We start from the raw sequence: 17,055 nt of genomic DNA on the forward strand, positions 1-17,055 counted from the left end.
CGGGGGGAGGGGGACATGGGGTGGACGTCGAGCGTTCATGATCATGGGGTGGTGGGGTGGGTGGCGGGTGTCTCATTACGAGACACCTCGGAGGGCCGGGCCGGAGCCACCGGAGACGGGGACCAGGACACGGGTGGTTGCCCGTTCAACCGAACCCGCTACGGTGTGTATGCCGTGACCACGACAGAGCCCTCCGCCACAGCCGACCCCGCAGCCACCGCCCGGCCCTCGCTGCGTGACGCCCGCCAGCGGTTCCTGTCGGGGGATCAGCTGCCGGGAGGCGTGCCGGAGGAGGTCGTCGCGGCATGGCGGCGGGCCCGGTTCTTCGGCGTGCCGCACGACCTGGCCGAGCCGGCCACGGATCCGGTACGGCCGGTGGAGTCGGCGCTGCTCGCCGCCGCCCGGCCGGTGCTGGACCGGATCGTCCCCGCCCTGGGTGCCGGCCGCTCCCTGCTCGTTCTGACCGACGAGCGGCTGCGCGTGCTGTGGACGGCGGGGAACGTGCCCGGGCTCGGTCCGTGCCCCGTCCTGTCGGAGCAGGAGGTCGGCAACAACAGCGCGGCTCTCGCCCTGCGCGCCCGGCGGCGGTCCGAGGTGCACGGGCCCGAGCACTTCCTCGACCGCTGGCAGGACGTGTCCGCCGTCAGCGTCCCGGTGCTCGCCCCGGACAACGGCCAGGTGCTCGGCACGCTGACCGTAGCGTCGCGGCCGTGCGCCGCGCGTCCGCCGCACCCGCAGGCGGCGCTCGCCGAGGCCGCCGCCGCCGCGGTCGAGACGGAGCTGCGCGCGCGGGCGGGGCGGGCCGAGCGGGTGCTGCTGGACGCGTATCTGCGGGCGGCGCGGGGCAAGGACCGGGCCGTGGCCGCCCTCGACGGCCGCAACCGGCTGATCAGCGACGCGGCGCAGGAACTGCTGACGCCTGAGGTGCTCGGGGCGCTGGAGCGTACGGCGGTCCGGGCGCGACAGGCGGAGGTCCCGGTCTTGAGGGAGGTGGCCGGGGAGGCGGGGCGGTCCGCGGAGGCAGGGAGGGCCGTGGTGCCTGAGGGGGCCGTCGTATCGGAGGGGTCGGCCTCGGTGCTGCCCGAGGGGGCCGTGGTGCCCGAAGGGCCAGAAGTGATGTCCGACATCGGCGGGTTCCCGGAGCTGCCCGACAGCGCCGGATGCACCGCGCGGATCACTCCCGTGCGTCTGGACGGCAGTGTCATCGGGGTCGTGGCCGTCCTGGAACCGCTCAAGGCTCCGGCGCCCTCGACGTCGGGCTCGCCGTCCCCACCGGTCGCCCTGGCAGGTTCCTCGGTGCCGTGGCGGCACGCCGTCGGGCGTGCGGTGGAGCTGGCGCGTTCACGGGAGCCACTGCTGCTGACCGGTGAGCGCGGGACGGGCAAGTCCGCGCTGGCACGGGAGTTGCTGGGGCCGGGCGACGCCCAGGTCGCCGATGCCGCGCAGGACGCCGGGCTCGACCGGGCGCTGCCCGCGTGGCAGGCCGACCGCCCGCTCCTGCTCCGGCACGCCGAGCGCCTCACGCAGCCCGGCGTGGCCGCGCTCAACTCCCTGCTCGACACCCACCCGGACGCCCCACTGCTGATCACCCACACGCCCGGCGCGCCGGCCGGCCCCTGTCTCCAGCGCCTGCTGGACAAACTGTCCGCCCGTTCGGTGACCTTGCCGCCGCTGCGGGAACGCTCCGAGGACATCCGGGAGTTGCTGTCGGCGCTGGTGCCCCGCCCGGCGCCGGGGCAGCCGCCGCTGACCTGGACCCTGGACGCCCTGCGCGCGTTGGAGCGGTACCCGTGGCCGGGGAACGTCACCGAGCTGGCCCACGTCGTCCGGGCCCTGGCGGAGCACCGCCGCGCCTCCGGTCCGGTCCGCCGCGCGGAACTGCCGGACGCCGTGCGGGACGGACCGGCCGCGCGGCCCCTCAGCCCGATGGAGCACGCCGAGCGCGCCGCGATCCTGGAGGCACTGCGCCGCCACGGCGGCAACAAGGCCCGCGCGGCGGCGGCGCTGGGGATCGGCCGGGCGACGCTGTACCGGAAGCTGCGGGGGTACCGAGGGTGAGGGGCCGTTTGACGGACTCCACCGCCAGGGGCGTGGGTGTGACCATCAGCGACCCCGGCCGGCACGGCCCGTACGGCCCGCACGGCTCGCACGTCAGAACCGGACCTGCCCGTGATCCATCCGGTTCCTCCCGAAAGGCAACCCGCGCATGAGCGACGACAACTCCATACTCGCGTTACAGCAGCCCCACTCCGAGCGGCGGCGGATGCCGGGCGGGCTTGTCGCGCTGGCGCTCGGGGGGTTCGGCATCGGGCTGACCGAGTTTCTGATCGCCGGTCTGCTGCCCCAGGTGGCGTCGAGTTTCTCCGTGTCCGAGGCGGCTGCCGGCTGGCTGATCTCCGGGTACGCCCTGAGTGTCGCGGTCGGAGCCATCGCGCTGACCGCGGCCACGGCCCGGCTGCCCCGCAAGCAGGTGCTGATCGGCCTGGTCGCGTTGTTCGTCATCGGCAACCTGCTGTCCGCGGTCGCGCCGAACTACCCGGTGATGCTGCTCGGGCGGATCGTCGCGGCGCTGTGCCACGGTTCGTTCTTCGGGATCGGCTCGCTGGTCGCGCGCGGTCTGGTCGCGCCGGAGAAGAAGTCCCAGGCCGTGGCGATCATGTTCGCCGGACTGACGCTCGCGAACGTGCTGGGCGTGCCGTTCGGGGCGCTGGTCGGTGAGCGGTGGGGCTGGCGGGCCGCGTTCTGGGCGGTGACCGCGATCGGTGTGCTCGCGCTGGCCGGTATCGCCGCCCTGGTCCCCGCGTGGGCGGGACAGGCGCCGCCGGGGAGGACGCGGGACGGCGCCAGCCCGGTACCGCCCCTCGGCCTGGCGGCTCAGTTCCGGGCGTTCCGGTCCTGGCAGGTCTGGCTGACCCTCATCGCCACGGCGCTCGGTTACGGCGGGATGTTCGGCGCGTTCAGCTACATCGCCTACACGTTCACCGAGGTCAGCGGCTTCACCCCGGCCGATGTCGCCTGGCTGCTGATGGTGTACGGCGTCGGTCTGGTCGTCGGGAACCTGGTCGGCGGGCGCGCGGCCGACCGCGATCGCGACCGGGCCCTGGTCCTCGCCCTGCTGGCGCTCACCCTCACCCTGATGCTGTTCGGCCTGCTGGCCGAGAGCGCGGTCGCCTCGGTGGTCCTGGTGTTCGTGCTGGGCGTGACGGGGTTCGCCAGTGTGCCGGGGATGATCACTCGCGTCACCGACTACGCCCACGGGGCGGCCTTGGCCGCCAGCGCCAACGTGTCGGCGTCCAACGTCGGCAACGCGCTGGGCGCCTGGCTCGGGGGTCTGGCCATCAGCGCGGGCCTCGGCTACACCTCACCGCTGTACGTCGGCGCCGGCATCGCCCTGGTGTCCACCGTCGTCATGGTGATCGCCGCGCGCCGGGTCGCCGGGCGTGACGGATCGGGTACGTAGCGCGCGTCGACCGCACGAGAAAGGGTGCCGACCATGATCTGGTCGGCACCCTTCGTGTCACTGGTGTCCGAGGGGGGACTTGAACCCCCACGCCCGATAAAGGGCACTAGCACCTCAAGCTAGCGCGTCTGCCATTCCGCCACCCGGACCAGGTGTCCGCCGCCTTGCCAGGGGTGTTCCCCGCGGCGACAGGGACAACAATACCAAGGTTTCGGAGTGCCTTTCACCTGCGTTTCCGTCCGCCGGGCGGGGGTCCGGGACCTCGGCGTCCGATGCGCCTAGGGTCGCACCATGAGTGACTGGATGGTTACGCCGAGCCCTTCCGCGGGGCGTCGCCCGCGTGCGCTGTCGCCGCTCAGGGAGCATCTGCGGGACACGTTCTGGTTCGCCCCCACCGCGGCGATGGCGGGTGTCTTCGTGGTCTGGGTGGCTGCGCAGGCGCTCGACACGGCCCTGGTCGACGCGCTCAAGAAGGACGGCGACTACGAGACGCTCGACGAGCTGCTGCGGTTCTCGGAGGACGCGAAGGCCGTGGTGAGCGCCGTCGGCTCGGCGATGATGACCTTCATCGGTGTGGTCTTCAGCATCTCGCTGGTGGCCGTGCAGATGGCGAGCGGGCAGTTCACGCCGCGCGTGGTGCGCCTCTTCGTGCGGAGCCGGATCACCAAGGCGACCTTCGCGGTCTTCCTGGCGACCTTCGTGCTCGCCCTGCTGGTCCTGACCTCCTTCGACACGGCCGACGACCCCCGTGCCGTCACGTCGGTGCCGCTGGTGCAGTCCGTCCTCACGCTCTGCATGGTCGCGCTCAGCCTGCTGCTCTTCGTGCTGTACGTGAACACCACCCTGCGGCTGATGCGGATCAGCCAGGTGATCGCGCGGATCGCCACGGAGTCCTTCCGGGTGGCCGCCTCGATGCCCGCGCCGGAGGGCGGGCAGGACGCCGCCCCGCTCGGTTCCGCGACCGCGTGGGTGGCGCACGAGGGCCGGGCGGGGGTGCTGCGGGACGTGCACATCGCGCGGCTGGTGCGGGTGGCGCGCACGCACGGGGTCGTGCTCCGGCTGATCCCGCGGATCGGGGACTTCGTGGTGCCCGGTACGCCCGTGCTGGCGGTGCACGGCGGGCCCGCTCCGCCGCGCAGGGCGCTGCGCTACACGGTCGCGGTGGGGGTGGAGCGGACCTACCACCAGGATCTCGGCTTCGGACTGCGGCAGTTGTCGGACATCGCGCTGCGCGCCCTGTCGCCCGCGATCAACGATCCGACGACCGCCGTCCAGGCACTGGACCGTGTCGTGCAGTTCCTTGCCGCGCTGAGCCGGCATCCGCTGGAGGCCGTGAAGCACCGGGACCGCGGTGGAACGGTGCGGCTGGTGCAGCCCGTGCCGGGCTGGACGGAGCTGGTGGATCTCGGGTTCACCGAGGTGCGGGGGTGCGCCGCCGGGAGCCCGCAGGTGTCACGGCGCATGCTGGCCGGACTGGACGACCTGCTCCTGCTCGCGCCGCCGGAACGGCGCGAGCCGCTGTTGCGCCACCGCGAACTGCTCCGCCACGCGGTCGACCGGGCCGCGCCGACCCCGGCGGACCGCGCGTTCGCCCTGCGCCCGGACCGGCAGGGCATCGGCTGAGCCGCACATCAGCGGTACGAGCCGCACCTCGGCGGCGCGCCCTCCCCCAGCCCGACCGCGGCCACACGCCGGGAGGCACACGCCGGGAGGCACGCGCCCGGACGGCCGCCGCGTCGAACGCACCGTGTGGCGGCCGGTGTCGGAAGCACCGCGTGGCGGCCGGTCCCGGACGCACCACGTGGCGGCCGACCACACACGCACCCCCCTTTTCTCACGGCACGAGCTGGTACTCCGGGAAGTTCCCCGGAAGTCGCTCCCCCTCCGGTCCCCGCGTCACCGCGCGCACCAGCAGTTCGCCGCCGACGAACGCGCCGCGCCAGGACGCGCCGAGTCCGCCGAACAGCTCGTCGCGGTCGCCACGCGAGCGGGGCCGGCCGTGGCCGACCTTGAACGCCCGGATGTGCGGGACGAGCCGCTCGTAGGTGGCCCGGTCGTCCGTGGACAGCGTGGCCACCAGCGCGCCGTTCGAGGCGTTCATCGCGGCCAGCAGTTCCGCTTCGGTGTCGACCAGCACGATCGTGTCGACCGGGCCGAACGGCTCCGCGTGGTGCAGCGGGGAGGACGAGGGCGGGTTGAGGAGGGTGACCGGCTGGACGTAGGCCGAGGTGTCCTGGCCGGGCAGGAAGCGGGCGTCGGCCGCACTGCCGCGGTGCAGGGGCACGGCACCGCGCTCGATCGCCTCGGCGACCTGGTCCTGCAGTTCCTTCGCCTTGGCCGCGTTGATGACCGGCCCGAAGTCCAGCTCCGGGTACGGGTCGTCCTGCTTCTCGACGGCGAGCGGGTGGCCGACCCTGAGCGTGCGGACCGCCGGGAGGTACGCCGCCAGGAACGCGTCGAACAGCTGCCGCTGGACGACGAACCGCGGGTACGCCGTGCAGCGCTGCTTGCCGTAGTCGAAGAGCTTGGGGATCACCGCGGTGAGCGCGTCCCAGTCCGAGTGGTTCCAGATGCCCCAGGTGTTGAGTCCTTCCTGTTCGAGTACGTGTCGCTTGCCGAGGTCGGCGACGGCCGTGGCCACCGCGGCGCCGGTGTCGCGGCCGCCGACGAAGGAGACGCAGCCGATCTCAGGCGCCCGCACCAGGGCCTGGGACAGCTCGCCTCCGCTGCCGCTGACGAGGGTCGCGGGGATCCCCTCGCGGGCGGCGAGCGCGCAGGCCAGGGTGAGACAGGCGACACCGCCGTCGGTCGGGGTCTTGGCGATGACCGCGTTGCCTGCCAGTGCCTGCACCAGCATTGCGTGAACGAGCACACTCATCGGGTAGTTCCAGCTGGCGATGTTGGACACCGGTCCGTCCAGCGGGGCCCGGTCGGCGAGCATCGGCTCGATGCCGTCGACGTACCAGCGGACGCCGTCTATGGCCCGGTCGACGTCCGCCTGGGCGAGCCGCCAGGGTTTGCCGATCTCCCAGACGAGCAGCAGCGCGAGCAGCCGCCGGTGTTCGGCGAGTGCGTCGAGGGCGGCCGCCACGCGGGCCCGGCGCTCCTCCAACGGGACGTGTCGCCAGGCCCGGTGCTGGTCGAGGGCGGCGCGCACGGCCTGCCGCGCGGTCGTACCGTCCAGGCGGGGCGGGCCGGCGATCGGGCTGCCGTCGACCGGGCTGACGGCGGGCAGGACCCGGCCGTCCGGCTGCCAGGCGGCGTTCCAGAGGTTGAGGACCCGGTCGTCGCGGAAGGCCTCGGGGGCGACGGTGAGGCAGCGCCGCCACGCGTCGGGCCAGGACGTACCGGATTTGGGGGTGAGGGTGGGTGCTGGTGCCATGGGGTTGCTCCGCTCTCGGTGCACGGTCGGAGGCGGGAAGAACCTCGGAAGCGGGAAAAACCTCGGAGTTGGAAACCTCGAGTCGGGAAAACCTCGAGTCGGGAAGACCTCGCGGGCGGGAAGACCTGGCTCGCTACCGCTGCCCTTCGAGCCGCGTCAGCACGAGTTTCGCGGTCTCGGTCGGTGTCCTTCCCACGCTCACCCCGACCGCCTCCAGGGCTTCCTTCTTCGCCTGGGCCGTACCGGAGGAGCCGGAGACGATCGCGCCCGCGTGCCCCATGGTCCTGCCCTCGGGCGCGGTGAACCCGGCGATGTAGCCGACGACGGGCTTGGTGACGTGCTCGCGGATGTAGGCCGCGGCGCGTTCCTCGGCGTCGCCGCCGATCTCGCCGATGAGGACGATCAGTTCGGTGTCCGGGTCGTCCTGGAAGGCGGCGAGGCAGTCGATGTGCGAGGTGCCGACGACCGGGTCGCCGCCGATGCCGACACACGTCGAGAAGCCGATGTCACGCAGCTCGTACATGAGTTGGTACGTCAGCGTGCCCGACTTGGAGACCAGCCCGATGCGGCCGGGCTTGGTGATGTCGGCCGGGATGATGCCCGCGTTGGACTGGCCGGGGGTGATGAGACCCGGGCAGTTGGGGCCGATGACGCGGGTGCCCTTGTCCCTGGCGTGCGCGGTGAAGGCGACGGAGTCGTGGACCGGGATGCCCTCCGTGATGACGACGGCGAGGCCGATGCCGGCGTCGGCGGCTTCGACGACGGCCGCCTTGGCGAAGGCGGGCGGCACGAAGACGACGGTGACGTCCGCCCCGGTCGCACGCATGCCGTCGGCGACCGAGCCGAAGACGGGCACGGCACGGTCGTCGAAGTCGACGGTGCGGCCCGCCTTGCGCGGGTTGACGCCGCCGACGACGTTCGTGCCGGCCGCGAGCATCCGCCGGGTGTGCTTCATGCCCTCGCCGCCGGTCATGCCCTGGACGAGGACCTTGCTCTCCTTGGTGAGGTAGATGGCCATGGTGTTCCCTCTCCTCAGGCCGTGGTGGCGAGTTCGGCGGCACGGGCGGCGGCGCCGTCCATGGTGGTGACCTGCTCGACGAGCGGATGCGCGTGCTCGTCGAGGACGGCCCGACCGCGGGCCGCGTTGTTGCCGTCGAGGCGCACTACGAGCGGCTTGGTCAGCCGGACGCTGTCGAGCGCCTGCACGATGCCGTCGGCGACCGCGTCGCAGGCGGTGATCCCGCCGAAGACGTTGACGAAGACGGACTTCACGTCCGGGTCGGAGAGGATGACCGACAGTCCGTCCGCCATGATCCGGGCGCTCGCGCCGCCGCCGATGTCCAGGAAGTCGGCGGGCCGCGCGCCGCAGCCCGCGACCACGTCGAGGGTGGACATGACGAGGCCCGCCCCGTTGCCGATGATGCCGACCTCACCGTCGAGCTTGACGTAGTTGAGGCCCTTGGCGGCGGCCACGGCCTCCAGCGAATCGTCGTGCTCCACGTCGTCGGCGCCCCACCGGGTCTGCCGGAAGCGGGCGTTGTCGTCGAGGGTCACCTTGCCGTCCAGGGCGAGGATCTGCCCCTGCCGGGTGCGCACGAGCGGGTTCACCTCGACGAGGAGGGCGTCCTCACGGACCAGGACTTCCCAGAGCCGTACGAGGACGTCGACGGTCTGCGGCGGCAGTCCGGCGGCCTCGGCGATCTCCCCCGCCTTCGCGGAGGAGACGCCCAGGGCGGGGTCGATCGGAATGCGGGCCACGGCCTCGGGACGATCGGCGGCGACCTCCTCGATGTCCATGCCGCCCTCGGCCGAGGCGATGGCGAGGAAGCGGCCGGCCGCGCGGTCGAGGACGTAGGACACGTAGAACTCGGTCTCGATGTCCACGGGCTGGGCCAGCATCACCGTGCCGACCGTGTGGCCCTTGATGTCCATGCCGAGGATCTGACGTGCGGTGAGCTCGGCGGCGGCGGGGTCGGCGGCGAGCTTCACCCCGCCCGCCTTGCCCCGCCCGCCGGTCTTCACCTGGGCTTTCACCACGACTCGGCCACCGAGCCTGCGCGCGATGTCGCGTGCCTCCTTGGGCGAGTCGGTGACCTCGGCCCTCGGCACCAAGATGCCGTGTTCTTCGAAGAGTTCCCTTGCCTGGTGTTCGTACAGGTCCATTTCGGCTCCTGACTGAAAGTGCCGCACGCCCCCTGGACACCACCCACCGGATGCGGGATAACAAGCTTCATACAGTATTCGTCGACTGTATGCAATGTACCGCGAGCCGCTCCAACCCCCTACGAAGGGACAGGACTTCGCCATGCCCGACGACACCCAGGACGTGATCTCCGGTGGTCATCTCGTAGCCAAGGCGCTCAAGGCCGAGGGGGTCGAGCGCATCTACACGCTGTGCGGCGGCCACATCATCGACATCTACGACGGCTGCGTCGACGAGGGCATCGAGGTCGTCGACGTCCGCCACGAGCAGGTCGCCGCCCACGCCGCCGACGGCTACGCGCGCATCACCGGCAAGCCCGGCTGCGCGGTGGTCACCGCGGGTCCCGGGACGACCGACGCCGTCACCGGTGTCGCCAACGCCTTCCGCGCGGAGTCCCCGATGCTGCTGATCGGCGGCCAGGGGGCCCTCACCCAGCACAAGATGGGGTCCCTGCAGGACCTGCCGCACGTCGACATGATGAACCCCATCACCAAGTTCGCGGCGACCGTGCCGGACACGGCGCGCGCGGCGGACATGGTGTCCATGGCGTTCCGCGAGTGCTTCCACGGCGCACCAGGCCCCTCCTTCCTGGAGATCCCGCGCGACGTCCTCGACGCCAAGGTGCCGACCGACAAGGCACGCGTGCCCCAGGCCGGTGCCTACCGCGCCTCGACCCGCTCGGCCGGCGACCCGGAGGCGATCGAGAAGCTCGCCGACCTGCTCGTGCACGCCGAGAAGCCGGCCATCCTGCTCGGCAGCCAGGTCTGGACGACCCGGGGCACCGAGTCGGCCATCGAGCTGGTGCGCACGCTGAACATCCCGGCCTACATGAACGGCGCGGGCCGCGGCACCCTCCCGCCCGGCGACCCGCACCACTTCCAGCTGTCGCGCCGGTACGCCTTCTCCCACGCCGACGTCATCGTCATCGTCGGCACGCCCTTCGACTTCCGCATGGGCTACGGCAAGCGGCTGTCGCAGGACGCGACCGTCGTGCAGATCGACCTCGACTACCGCACGGTCGGCAAGAACCGCGACATCGACCTCGGCATCGTCGGCGACGCCGGACTCGTGCTGAAGTCGGTGACCGAGGCGGCCTCCGGACGCGTCAACGGCGGGGCGTCGAAGCGCAAGGAGTGGCTGGACGAGCTGCGGGCGGCCGAGCAGACCGCTCTGGAGAAGCGGCTGCCCAGCCTGAAGTCGGACGCCTCACCGATCCACCCGTACCGCCTGGTCAGCGAGATCAACGACTTCCTCACCGAGGACTCGATCTACATCGGCGACGGCGGCGACATCGTCACCTTCTCCGGGCAGGTCGTGCAGCCCAAGTCCCCGGGGCACTGGATGGACCCGGGTCCCCTCGGCACGCTCGGCGTCGGCGTCCCCTTCGTGCTCGCGGCCAAGCAGGCGCGGCCCGACAAGGAGGTCGTCGCACTCTTCGGCGACGGCGCGTTCTCCCTGACCGGCTGGGACTTCGAGACCCTCGTCCGCTACGACCTCCCCTTCGTCGGCATCGTCGGCAACAACTCCTCCATGAACCAGATCCGCTACGGCCAGGCCGCCAAGTACGGCAAGGACCGCGAACGGGTCGGCAACACCCTCGGCGACGTCCACTACGACAAGTTCGCCCAGATGCTCGGCGGTTACGGCGAGGAGGTCCGCGACCCCGCCGACATCGGCCCGGCCCTCAGGCGCGCCCGCGAGTCGGGCAAGCCGTCGCTGATCAACGTCTGGGTCGATCCCGACGCGTACGCCCCCGGAACCATGAACCAGACCATGTACAAGTGAGGTGCCCCGATGACAGGTAGCAAGGCCCTCGAAGGCATCCGCGTCCTGGACATGACCCACGTCCAGTCCGGGCCCTCCGCGACCCAGCTGCTCGCCTGGCTCGGCGCGGACGTCGTCAAGCTGGAGGCGCCGACCGGCGACATCACGCGCAAGCAGCTGCGTGACCTGCCGGACGTCGACTCCCTCTACTTCACGATGCTCAACTGCAACAAGCGGAGCATCACCCTCAACACCAAGACCGAGCGCGGCAAGGAGATCCTCACCGAGCTGATCCGGCGCTCCGACGTCATGGTCGAGAACTTCGGACCGGGCGCGGTCGACCGGATGGGCTTCACCTGGGACCGCATCCAGGAGATCAATCCGCGTATCGTCTATGCCTCCATCAAGGGGTTCGGCGAGGGCCCGTACACCAACTTCAAGGCGTACGAGGTCGTCGCTCAGGCCATGGGCGGGTCGATGTCGACCACCGGTTTCGAGGACGGACCGCCGCTGGCGACGGGGGCCCAGATCGGGGACTCGGGGACGGGCGTGCACGCCGTGGCGGGCATCCTCGCCGCGCTCTACCAACGGGAGAGCACCGGGCGCGGGCAGCGGGTCAACGTGGCCATGCAGCACGCTGTACTGAACCTGTGCCGGGTGAAGCTGCGGGACCAGCAGCGTCTGGCACACGGGCCGCTCGCTGAATATCCCAACGAGGACTTCGGCGACGAGGTTCCCAGGTCCGGGAACGCGTCCGGCGGCGGCCAGCCCGGCTGGGCGGTCAAGTGCGCGCCGGGCGGCCCGAACGACTACGTGTACGTCATCGTGCAGCCCGTCGGCTGGCGGCCGATCAGCGAGCTCATCGGCCGGCCCGAGCTGGCCGACGACCCCGAGTGGGCGACGCCCGAGGCCCGGCTGCCCAAGCTGAACAAGATGTTCCAGCTGATCGAGGAGTGGTCCTCGACGCTGCCCAAGTGGGAGGTGCTGGAGCGGCTGAACGCCCACAACATCCCGTGCGGGCCGATCCTGTCCACCAAGGAGATCATCGAGGACCGGTCGCTGGTGGCCAACGAGATGGTCGTCACCGTGCCCCACCCCGAGCGGGGCGAGTTCGTGACCGTCGGCAGCCCGCTCAAGCTGTCCGACTCGCCCGTCGAGGTGACCAGTTCACCCCTGCTCGGCGAGCACAACGAAGAGGTCTACGTCGGCGAACTCGGCCTCGGCGACGAGGAAGTGCGCCTGCTCAAGTCGAACGGAGTGATCTGACGTGATGGCCGAAGACCGGGTCCTGCGGGTGCGGTCCCTCCTGGAATCCGTGCGGGCCGAGGGCCGGACCGCGCTGACCGCGCCCGAGGGCAAGGTGATCTCCGACGCGTACGGGATCGCCGTACCGGGCGAGGAACTGGCGACCGACGTCGACGAGGCCGTGGCGTTCGCCGCGCGCTTCGACGGGCCCGTCGTCATGAAGATCGTCTCGCCGGACATCCTGCACAAGACCGACGCGGGCGGGGTGATCGTCGGCGTCGAGGGCGCGGCCGACGTCCGGGCCGCGTTCCACACCATCGTCGACAACGCGCGTGCGTACGACGCGAACGCCCGCATCTCGGGTGTGCAGGTGCAGGAGTTGCTGCCGAAGGGGCAGGAGGTCATCGTCGGGGCGGTCACGGATCCGACGTTCGGGAAGGTGGTCGCCTTCGGGCTCGGCGGCGTGCTCGTCGAGGTCCTCAAGGACGTCACCTTCCGGCTCGCGCCGGTCGACGCCGACGAGGCGCTGTCGATGCTGGACTCGATCCGGTCGGCGGAGATCCTGCGCGGGGTGCGCGGCCAGGCGGGCGTCGACCGGTGGGCCGTCGCCGAGCAGATCCGGCGCGTGTCGGAACTGGTCGCGGACTTCCCGGAGATCGCCGAGGTGGACCTCAACCCGGTGATCGCGACGGCGGAGGGGGCCGTCGCGGCCGACATCCGGGTCATCCTCGCGGAGTCGCAGCCCGCGCCGCGCCGGAAGTACTCCCGCGACGAGATCCTCGCCTCGATGCGCCGGCTGATGCAGCCGCGCGCGGTCGCCGTCATCGGCGCCTCCAATGAACAGGGCAAGATCGGCAACTCCGTGATGCGCAACCTCGTCGACGGAGGTTTCGCGGGCGACATCCATCCGGTGAATCCCAAGGCCGATGACATTCTGGGCCGCAAGGCGTACAAGAGTGTCACCGACGTTCCCGGTGAGGTGGATGTGGCGGTCTTCGCGATCCCCGCCAAGTTCGTGGCCTCGGCCTTGGAGGAGGTGGGACGCAAGGGCATCCCGAACGCCGTGCTGATCCCCTCCGGGTTCGCGGAGACCGGCGAGCACGAACTCCAGGCGGAGATCGTGGCGATCGCCGAACGGCACGGCATCCGGCTGCTGGGACCGAACATCTACGGCTACTACTCCACCTGGCAGGACCTGTGCGCCACGTTCTGCACGCCGTACGACGTCAAGGGCGGGGTCGCGCTGACCTCGCAGTCCGGCGGCATCGGGATGGCCATCCTGGGCTTCGCGCGCACCACCAAGACGGGCGTGTCGGCGATCGTCGGGCTCGGCAACAAGTCGGACCTCGACGAGGACGACCTGCTGACCTGGTTCGGCGAGGACCCGCACACCGAGTGCATCGCGATGCACCTGGAGGACCTCAAGGACGGGCGCGCCTTCGTGGAGGCCGCACGGGCGACCGTGCCGAAGAAGCCGGTGGTGGTGCTGAAGGCGGGCCGAACGGCGGCGGGCGCGCGGGCGGCCGGTTCGCACACCGGTGCCCTGGCGGGCGACGACGCCGTGTACGACGACATCCTCCGGCAGGCCGGGGTCATCCGGGCGCCCGGGCTGAACGACATGCTGGAGTACGCGCGCGCGTTGCCCGTACTGCCCGCTCCCCAGGGCGACAACGTCGTAATCATCACGGGCGCCGGCGGCAGCGGCGTGCTGCTCTCCGACGCGGTGACGGACAACGGCCTGTCACTGATGGAGATCCCGCCCGACCTCGACGAGGCGTTCCGGAAGTTCATCCCGCCCTTCGGGGCGGCGGGCAACCCGGTGGACATCACCGGGGGCGAGCCGCCGTCGACGTACGAGGCGACGATCCGCCTGGGACTGGAGGACCCGCGCATCCACGCGCTGGTCCTGGGTTACTGGCACACGATCGTCACTCCCCCGATGGTCTTCGCGGAGCTCACCGCGCGCGTGGTGGCCGAGTTCCGCGAGCGCGGGATCGAGAAGCCCGTCGTGGCGTCGCTCGCCGGGGACGTGGAGGTCGAGGAGGCCTGCCAGTACCTCTTCGAGCGAGGGGTCGTGGCGTATCCGTACACGACGGAGAAGCCGGTGGCCGTGCTCGGCGCGAAGTACCGCTGGGCGCGGGAGGCGGGGCTGCTGGGGGGCGGTACATGAGGTGAGGCAGCGGGGGGCCGGCCGACGGTGCGCGTCGGCCGGCCCCGGGACCCGCACGCGCACGAAAGGCATGGGACAGGGGGCGCTGGCCAGATCTTTCGACGCAAGGGGTGCGACACGACATGACAACGACCGATCTGCCCACCACGGTTCCCTACCGGGAGGTCACCGACGCGAACGGCCGCGTCTACCGCCTCGGTGAGACCGACATCGACATCATGGGGCGCAAGCGCAAGTGGATGGTGATCCTGCCCTGGATCGGCATGATGGGCATCTCCTCCGCCGAGTACGCGTTCGCGTCCGCCGAGGAGACCCTGCACACGGCGCACAGCTGGAACAGCATGCACATCTTCTGGATGATGACCGTGTGGGTCTTCTTCCAGGCAGCGGTGGCCTTCCCCGCGGGAAAACTGCGTGAGAGCGGAAAACTTCCGGCCCGCTGGGCGATGATGCTCGGCGCGACGGGCACCCTGCTGGGCTACCTGTCGCTGGCCTTCGCACCGCACGTCGTCTTCGCCTACATCGGCTTCAGCATGTTCAGCGGCATGGGCGCGGGCATGGTGTACGCGACCTGCGTCAACATGGTGGGCAAGTGGTACCCGGAGCGCAAGGGCGGCAAGACCGGCTTCGTCAACGGCGGTTTCGCCTACGGCTCGGTGCCCTTCGTCTTCCTCTTCAACGGCTACATGGACCTCACCAACTTCCGCTGGGTGCTGGTGTCGGTGGGTGTGTTCCTGGCCGGGATCGTCGCGTTCTCCGGCTACTTCTTCAAGGACCCGCCGAAGAACTGGTGGCCCGCCGACATCGACCCGCTCAACCCGCCGGCCGACCCGCGCGCGGCCCGCTCGCTGCGCATGAACCCGCCGGCGGTGCGCCAGTACTCCCCCAAGGAGGCCTGGAAGACCGGCCGGGTGGCCCTGATGTGGTTCTGTCTGGCCTGTACGTCCGGCGTGAACATCTTCGGCATCGCCTTCCAGGTGGAGATCGGCGAGGAGGCCGGGTTCGCGGGCGGGATCGTCGCCACGGCCATGTCCCTGAAGGCGATCGTCAACGGCACCGGCCGCGGTGTCATCGGCTGGCTCTCCGACCTGTACGGCCGCAAGCGCTGCCTGCTGGTGGTGTGCGTCATCCTGGGCCTGTCCCAGTACGGCATCCTCTGGTCGGCGAACGCCGAGAACCTCCCGCTGTTCCTGGTCTTCTCCTCGATCTCCGGCTTCGGCGGCGGTGCCATCTTCCCGATGTTCGCCGCGCTCACCGCCGACTACTTCGGTGAGAACAACAACGCGTCCAACTACGGCATGGTCTACAGCGCCAAGCTCGTCTCCGGTCTCGGCGCCGGCATGGGTGCCGTGGTCGTCGGCGCCTGGGGGCACTCCGGTGCCTTCATCCTGGCCGGTTCCATCTCCCTTTTCGCGGGCTGTGTGGCGCTGTTCCTGAGCCCGCCGGGACGCGACAAGCAGAGCCGCCGCATCGCCCCGAACCCGCAACCGCTCGGCGAGGACACGACCTGACATGACAGCAGACCCGCACGCGGCATCGTCCGCACCTTCGACGCCGCACACCGTCCCCAGCGTCGCATGACCGACTTCCACGGCCGCGTCCACCGCCTCGGTGGGACCGGCGGGCCCGTTCCGGTCCGGGCGCGGCCCGTGCCCTGACCCTGCCCCATGTGAGGAGGCCCCTCTCCGGCCGGGGAGGGGCCTCCTCATGCCGTTGCGACGGTCAGCACTTCTCCCTCAGCGAGTGCAGGTGCGCGCTGGAGCGGCGCGCGAAGGTGAAGGACTCGGCCGGGTTGTCGTGCTCGGCCTGCCAGTGGTGGGCCATGCGGTGGCCGCGCAGCCGGGTGACGGCGGAGATGAACCGCTGGTAGTCGATGTCGCCGTCGCCGACGTCGACCATGCGGTAGCCGTACGGGTTCGACGGGTCGCTCTCGCCGTCCTTCACGTGGAAGAGGGGGTAGCGGTCGGGCTGCCGGAGGACGTAGTCGAGGGGTTCGAACGGTGCGGGCGTGCCGTCGGGCCGCTTGGAGAACCGGAACTGGCCGACGTACGCCCAGTAGATGTCCATCTCCAGGTAGACGAGGTCGGGGTCGGTCTCCTTGAGCAGGACGTCGTAGAGGCGGACCTTGGGGTTGTCGGTGGCGAAGGAGAACTCCTCGGAGTGGTTGTGCTGGTAGAACTTCATGCCCCGGGCCCTGGCGGCCGCGCCGTAGGTGTTGAAGTCCTCGGCGGCGCGCTTCCAGGCGTCGACGGTCGAGCCGTAGCGGAACGGGCCGGCGGCCGTGCCGATGTGCTTGAGGCCCAGGGCCTGGGCGTCGTCGAGGACCTTGGTGAGGTTCTGGGCGAAGGTGTAGGCGTTCGGGTCGCTGGAGTAGTAGCCGACGTGGCTGCCGATCGGGTTGAGGCCGTGGCTGCGGGCCAGCCGCTTGAGCTGGGCGAGCGTGATGGGTCCGGCCGAGCCCTGGGTGTAGCCGGCGAACTCGACCTCGTCGTAGCCGTACTTCTCCAGTTCGGCGAAGACGGGGCCGAAGCCGAGGGTGGAGACCTTGTCGCGCAGGCTGTAGAGCTGGATGCCGAGGCGGCCGGGCGGCAGGACGGGCCGGCCGCGGCCCTTGGTCCCGGCGGCGGTGCCGGTGGTGGCGGATGCCGGCGCCGCGGTGGCGGGGGCCGCCGCGCCGAGCAGGGCGGCGGCGGTGGCACCGGCGGCCACGCCGAGCATGCCTCGTCTGCTGAGGCGGTGGGTGAGTTCGGGGTCGGGCTGGGAGAAGCGGCTCATGCGGGGAACTCCTCGTGATCGCGGGGCGTTGTCAGTGGTGAGTGCTTCACTTGTGA

Annotated in this window: 11 protein-coding genes and 1 tRNA gene; 7 read left to right on the forward strand and 5 right to left on the reverse strand. The window is 71.1% G+C overall.

Annotated features, from left to right (window positions below; translation table 11 throughout):
• Positions 1-174: 174 nt before the first annotated feature.
• Complete coding sequence (locus ACSUPV_RS06225) at positions 175-2,058, forward strand: helix-turn-helix domain-containing protein (protein ID WP_436947086.1); 1,884 nt, start codon at positions 175-177, stop codon at positions 2,056-2,058.
• Between the two features lie 205 nt (positions 2,059-2,263).
• Positions 2,264-3,460: an MFS transporter gene (locus ACSUPV_RS06230; RefSeq protein ID WP_436949875.1), complete on the forward strand. Its 1,197-nt coding sequence runs from the start codon at positions 2,264-2,266 to the stop codon at positions 3,458-3,460.
• Positions 3,461-3,521: 61 nt separating this feature from the next.
• Here ACSUPV_RS06230 and ACSUPV_RS06235 read toward each other — a convergent pair.
• Positions 3,522-3,609 (reverse strand) — tRNA-Leu (locus ACSUPV_RS06235).
• Positions 3,610-3,751: 142 nt separating this feature from the next.
• Here ACSUPV_RS06235 and ACSUPV_RS06240 point away from each other — a divergent pair.
• Positions 3,752-5,083 (forward strand): DUF2254 domain-containing protein, encoded by a 1,332-nt coding sequence (locus tag ACSUPV_RS06240; RefSeq protein ID WP_051649409.1) that lies wholly within the window; start codon positions 3,752-3,754, stop codon positions 5,081-5,083.
• Positions 5,084-5,294: 211 nt separating this feature from the next.
• On the opposite strand, the gene ACSUPV_RS06245 is transcribed toward ACSUPV_RS06240, so the two are convergent.
• From ACSUPV_RS06245 to sucC, 3 genes are all read right to left on the reverse strand, one after another.
• Complete coding sequence (locus tag ACSUPV_RS06245; RefSeq protein WP_436947087.1) at positions 5,295-6,842, reverse strand: aldehyde dehydrogenase family protein; 1,548 nt, start codon at positions 6,840-6,842, stop codon at positions 5,295-5,297.
• A 133-nt stretch (positions 6,843-6,975) separates the two neighbouring features.
• Positions 6,976-7,860 carry a succinate--CoA ligase subunit alpha gene (sucD, locus tag ACSUPV_RS06250; RefSeq protein ID WP_031120141.1) on the reverse strand — a complete coding sequence of 295 codons (885 nt, stop codon included), beginning with the start codon at positions 7,858-7,860 and terminating at the stop codon, positions 6,976-6,978.
• Positions 7,861-7,874: 14 nt separating this feature from the next.
• On the reverse strand, positions 7,875-9,005 hold the full coding sequence (gene sucC, locus ACSUPV_RS06255; protein ID WP_037769520.1) for an ADP-forming succinate--CoA ligase subunit beta: 1,131 nt from the start codon (positions 9,003-9,005) through the stop codon (positions 7,875-7,877).
• A 142-nt stretch (positions 9,006-9,147) separates the two neighbouring features.
• Between sucC and ACSUPV_RS06260 the strand changes: the two genes are divergently transcribed.
• The 4 genes from ACSUPV_RS06260 to ACSUPV_RS06275 all read left to right on the forward strand — a co-directional run bounded on the left by ACSUPV_RS06260 (position 9,148) and on the right by ACSUPV_RS06275 (position 15,735).
• Positions 9,148-10,830, forward strand: coding sequence for a thiamine pyrophosphate-binding protein (locus ACSUPV_RS06260; protein WP_037769522.1), 1,683 nt, complete (start codon positions 9,148-9,150; stop codon positions 10,828-10,830).
• A gap of 9 nt (positions 10,831-10,839) precedes the next feature.
• A complete protein-coding gene (gene frc / locus ACSUPV_RS06265; RefSeq protein WP_436947088.1) occupies positions 10,840-12,075 on the forward strand; it encodes a formyl-CoA transferase in 1,236 nt (411 codons plus the stop codon).
• A gap of 4 nt (positions 12,076-12,079) precedes the next feature.
• Positions 12,080-14,224, forward strand: coding sequence for an acetate--CoA ligase family protein (locus tag ACSUPV_RS06270; RefSeq protein WP_436949876.1), 2,145 nt, complete (start codon positions 12,080-12,082; stop codon positions 14,222-14,224).
• Between the two features lie 122 nt (positions 14,225-14,346).
• A complete protein-coding gene (locus tag ACSUPV_RS06275; protein WP_382610385.1) occupies positions 14,347-15,735 on the forward strand; it encodes an OFA family MFS transporter in 1,389 nt (462 codons plus the stop codon).
• A 211-nt stretch (positions 15,736-15,946) separates the two neighbouring features.
• Here the strand turns inward: ACSUPV_RS06275 and ACSUPV_RS06280 are convergent, their stop codons facing one another.
• Complete coding sequence (locus ACSUPV_RS06280; RefSeq protein WP_031120147.1) at positions 15,947-16,999, reverse strand: sugar phosphate isomerase/epimerase family protein; 1,053 nt, start codon at positions 16,997-16,999, stop codon at positions 15,947-15,949.
• Between the last annotated feature and the right edge of the window lie 56 nt (positions 17,000-17,055).

The sequence above is a fragment of the Streptomyces sp. SudanB52_2052 genome (assembly GCF_964272415.1).
In the GTDB taxonomy this organism is placed as follows: domain Bacteria; phylum Actinomycetota; class Actinomycetes; order Streptomycetales; family Streptomycetaceae; genus Streptomyces; species Streptomyces olindensis.